This is a genomic window from Oleiphilus sp. HI0067, assembly GCF_001635735.1.
This window is the reverse complement of the sequence record NZ_LWFI01001103.1, coordinates 1-3,756: the sequence shown is the minus strand read 5'-3', so window position 1 is coordinate 3,756 and position 3,756 is coordinate 1. Positions and strand designations below refer to the sequence as shown.

General features: G+C 41.2%; 6 protein-coding genes. 1 reads left to right on the top strand and 5 read right to left on the bottom strand.

Annotated features, from left to right (window positions below):
• Positions 1-56 precede the first annotated feature (56 nt).
• The 3 genes from A3739_RS15965 to A3739_RS15955 form a co-directional block, all read right to left on the bottom strand.
• A complete protein-coding gene (locus tag A3739_RS15965; protein WP_068474684.1) occupies positions 57-533 on the bottom strand; it encodes a PAS domain S-box protein in 477 nt (158 codons plus the stop codon).
• 85 nt (positions 534-618) lie between these two features.
• A complete protein-coding gene (locus tag A3739_RS15960; protein WP_068482967.1) occupies positions 619-1,221 on the bottom strand; it encodes a DUF938 domain-containing protein in 603 nt (200 codons plus the stop codon).
• Positions 1,221-1,670 carry a hypothetical protein gene (locus A3739_RS15955; protein WP_068482965.1) on the bottom strand — a complete coding sequence of 150 codons (450 nt, stop codon included), beginning with the start codon at positions 1,668-1,670 and terminating at the stop codon, positions 1,221-1,223. The genes A3739_RS15960 and A3739_RS15955 overlap by 1 nt, the downstream gene beginning before the upstream one ends.
• Before the next feature lie 174 nt (positions 1,671-1,844).
• Between A3739_RS15955 and A3739_RS15950 the strand changes: the two genes are divergently transcribed.
• Positions 1,845-2,468 carry a FlgO family outer membrane protein gene (locus A3739_RS15950; RefSeq protein WP_082878363.1) on the top strand — a complete coding sequence of 208 codons (624 nt, stop codon included), beginning with the start codon at positions 1,845-1,847 and terminating at the stop codon, positions 2,466-2,468.
• Between the two features lie 42 nt (positions 2,469-2,510).
• Here the strand turns inward: A3739_RS15950 and A3739_RS15945 are convergent, their stop codons facing one another.
• Both A3739_RS15945 and A3739_RS29995 read right to left on the bottom strand, forming a co-directional pair.
• On the bottom strand, positions 2,511-3,221 hold the full coding sequence (locus tag A3739_RS15945) for a FlgO family outer membrane protein (RefSeq protein ID WP_068482960.1): 711 nt from the start codon (positions 3,219-3,221) through the stop codon (positions 2,511-2,513).
• A gap of 12 nt (positions 3,222-3,233) precedes the next feature.
• Positions 3,234-3,756 (bottom strand): FlgO family outer membrane protein (locus A3739_RS29995; protein ID WP_068502033.1); only part of this gene is annotated, 523 nt, incomplete at its 5' end.

The window sequence follows — 3,756 nt, the reverse complement described above, 5'->3', positions numbered from 1 at the left end:
TTAACTGATCATGCGTCGCTTCCTTGACCAGCTTTTCGCACAGCGAAACTTCTTTGCTAATGTCGCGCTTTGACTTCCCGGCCGATACCAATGATTTTAGTATCCCCTGTATCAAGGTAATTTTGAATATATTGATCATGATGTTTAGCTAAGTTGTCAGCCATGAGCATGCTGACATTCTTATCTAAAAGTTCTTCTTCGCTATACCCCAATAATCGAGAGCAGCTTGGGTTTATTTGCGTAATTTTTCCTCGTTCATCAATGATGATCAATGCGTCTACGATCGTTTGTAAGATCGCTTGTTGTTCACGTTTATACTTAGTGAGTTCTGCGCCTTGCTCAGTTGATTTTGTAAGAGAGCCCTTCGTAAAGGAACGCTTGACAAGAAAGAATAAAATGAGATGGCAAATGACCACGCTAGCGATAGCCACGTATAACAAGTTCGTGCCTAAAACGTGATGAGCTGCAACAAGCAGGCAAGTAACCGCGACGGTACTAAGAATGAGTAAATGCTTGATGCGTTTCAAAAACATATAACAGTTTTTCTGAGGATGAAGTCCTACTAGCGTAGTCGATAATTACTAATCTATTGTTCTACTGAGCCGAATAATAATGCAGTTAATCTCGAGCTTTCCAAACTAATAAACGGTTGTTGGCTGGCATGGCATAATCTGCTAAGAGACTTAAATCATGGTCTTCAGCAAGTTGGTTGATCGTTTCAAAATCTCGAATTCCCATATGTTCACCCTGCTCTTTCAACCACACATCAAATTGAGCATTGCTATCACTGGTGTAACTGCCGTTGTAATTAAAAGGGCCGTAAACAAATACCATTCCTTTGTCATTAAGAAGTGATGGCAACAAGCTGAAAAATGCTTCAACTTCACTCCCGCTCATTATATGCAGTGTATTTGCAGTAAATACATAATCGTAGCGGTCGACCAATAGTTTTGGGTTAAATGAATTAACGTCTAGCTCGAATGGCGGAAGGAAGTTTTCGTGTTTGGACTCACTGACCCACTCTTCAATACCATCGTGGTACTCAACGCGGTCACTTGTTTGCCAAATTAGTGACGAAAACTTGCCTGACATATAAGCGCCGTGTTGCCCAGTGCCAGAGCCAATTTCGAGTAGATGGCCGCCTTGATCAACATAGGCTGATAGTGTGTCGCTAATGACGGCTTTGTTGTTTTCGCAAGACTGGGAAAAAGGTTTTGGCATTAAGGTCGCTCTACGGTCGTGGTTTTAATCTCAAGAGTCCGGCCCGTGTCATATACAAATTGCTCTTCTATAAAAGGGCTCGGTGTTTCGGGGAATGCATTCTGTTCTGCGTCTTGCCCTTTTCGGGTTTCTGTTTCTTCTCGTTCGATTTTCTTTTGTGATTCCTCGCGTTCTGCTACGCGTTCATATGCAGGTTTATCAGTCCCCTCACCGGAAAACTCGACACTCGTTTTGAGCGCACCAGCGATGGCTGCATCGGAGAGTTCTGGATTGTCGATAGACTCAAGCGACACGGTATCGATTGTTGATTTGGGTGTGAAGGTGAAGTCAAAATCGAACTCTTCATCGAAGCTTTCGTTGAAGTCGTCAAAACTGCCGAACTCACTATCCTCTGACAAGGCAACATTTTGTATGCTAAGGATGATCAAAAAGCAGAATAAACGAGTCATTATGTTCAATTCTATCTGTAGCTAGAAAATTTCAATCATAACAATTGTTGTCACGAGATGTTGAGGTACTCTCATGTTATTGGGTAGTGATATGGCGTATTACTTGCTTTTTGTGAAGACGATATATTATCGCGGAAGTATTTTTCCGTTCAAAAATTACATGGCATAGAAATTATGAAACCGTCTTACTTATTACCCGTTTTGCTTGTGACCGTATTAACGGCGTGTAGTTCAACTAATAATAGTGCACAAAACAATGAAGGCTTATGCGAAAGTAGTACCGGCGACTCCTATCCATGTGATGATTTAGAGATTCCTCAAACGGGCGCGAGTGATGGCGATTTTAGCTATGACACTGGTGGTGCTAATTTCAGGTTGTTACATGAGTATACTGAGCAAATGGCTGGTAATTTGTACGATGATTTAGAGGGAGCTAAATTAAACGGCCTTATTTTGGTTGCGTCATTTGTATACTTTGATACGACTTTGCAAAAGACGAGTTATCTAGGAAATCAGCTTGCGGAATATTTTATTAATGATCTTCAGGCACTTGGGCTTCCTGTTAGTGATCATAAACTGAGAGCAACGATTCAAGTGAATGAGCTTGGAGATTTCGCATTGTCGCGTGATTTAGATGAGTTGAATCCAAACTTAGTGATTGAATATGTTCTTACCGGCACACTCGTGCAAAGTGAGCGAGGCGTTGTGGTGAATGCACGTATTACGCATCACAAGACGAATAAGGTCGTTGCATCGACATCAAAGTTTTTGCCAAATATTGTTGTAGCGAATCTATAAGATCATTAATACTTGTCGAAGAATTTTCGGTGAGCGCAAAACTTAACCGCCTGTAACATGAATCGTTGGAGCTTGATGCCCTCGGGCATTATCCAATATGGCTTGACTTGCTTCTCTAGAAATAAATGCTTGAGCTGAAGAAACAACGGCTTTTGAACTAACGCCGATAATGCGTGCATTTACTATATATCCGCCTTGTTGTTGGGCTAAGGTGCCTGCGATAACAAACTGAATTGGAAGATTTTCAGCAAGTTTGTTCGGATCTTTACTGAAGAAAAAATCACCTGAGTTGGTTACCTGAATATCACTGGTAGATTTGAAATCAATGACAGGAATACCAAATTTGTTCACTTCATGTATGAGTGATTCTGATATTTGTAAGCCAAGTAAATTTGTTTCTTGATAGTTGCTGTCGAGCAATACAAAGGAACTAACTGCGATGGGGGTTTTGTCATTGACGAAACTTAGATTAGCCATCAAATCTTGCATTAAGCCGCGAACAAAATAGTTTACGTCTTTATGTAAAAGCTTGATTGGATGAGGTGTGCCTTCTGTAGCTTTGGTTCGCTGCCCTAAATGTTCTTGTTGCTCTTCACTAAATGAAACGCTGGCTTGTGTTGATGGCGATAATGTTGAGGTCTCTTCATCTTTTGTTTCTACTTCATCAGTATTTGCAATGGCTACAGATTGGCTGAGAGTGAGTAAACCAACACATAAGTGCTTTGAAAGAAAGCGTGGAAGAATGAGTCGCATATCTGTTATCCCTTAGTAAATACCTTGGTAAAGACTGCCAGCTTGATTAGAGGTGCTTGGTGTTGAGCCTGCCCACATCATTCCGATAGGAATGGTATCTGTGGCAGCGGCTACAACTTTTCGACTTGAGACATCAATAAGACGAATATTTACAACGACCGATTGGCCTTGGCTATAGTACGTTCCTGTCAGAAAGTAGTTAGCATCCAAGGTGAGATCTAAATCTTTAAGCGTTCTGGTTAACATGACATCTTGATCATCTGTCATATGAATCGTTTTGGATGTCTTAAATTCAATAACATCTAAACCAGACTGCGCGGCAAGAGTAACTAAGCTTTCTTGAAGTTGTTGCCCTAAGACACTGGCTGGTGGGCGGTTTTTGCCACTTAATTCAGTGATGGGCAAGATAGTGCCGACAGCTACACTTTGACCAAGTGTTAATTCGTCTGATGATGTTAGCAATAATTGGCGAGTTAATTGTTCGACGTGATGATGCAAAGAGCGCTGCGTTTGCTCTAAATCGCTTGTAAATAGA

Excerpts from the sequence above, each read along its gene's own strand:
- A3739_RS15955 (WP_068482965.1), bottom strand. The coding sequence starts at position 1,670 with ATGACTCGTTTATTCTGCTTTTTGATCATCCTTAGCATACAAAATGTT.
- A3739_RS15950 (WP_082878363.1), top strand. The coding sequence starts at position 1,845 with ATGAAACCGTCTTACTTATTACCCGTTTTGCTTGTGACCGTATTAACG.
- A3739_RS15945 (WP_068482960.1), bottom strand. The coding sequence starts at position 3,221 with ATGCGACTCATTCTTCCACGCTTTCTTTCAAAGCACTTATGTGTTGGT.
- A3739_RS15965 (WP_068474684.1), bottom strand. The coding sequence starts at position 533 with ATGTTTTTGAAACGCATCAAGCATTTACTCATTCTTAGTACCGTCGCG.
- A3739_RS15960 (WP_068482967.1), bottom strand. The coding sequence starts at position 1,221 with ATGCCAAAACCTTTTTCCCAGTCTTGCGAAAACAACAAAGCCGTCATT.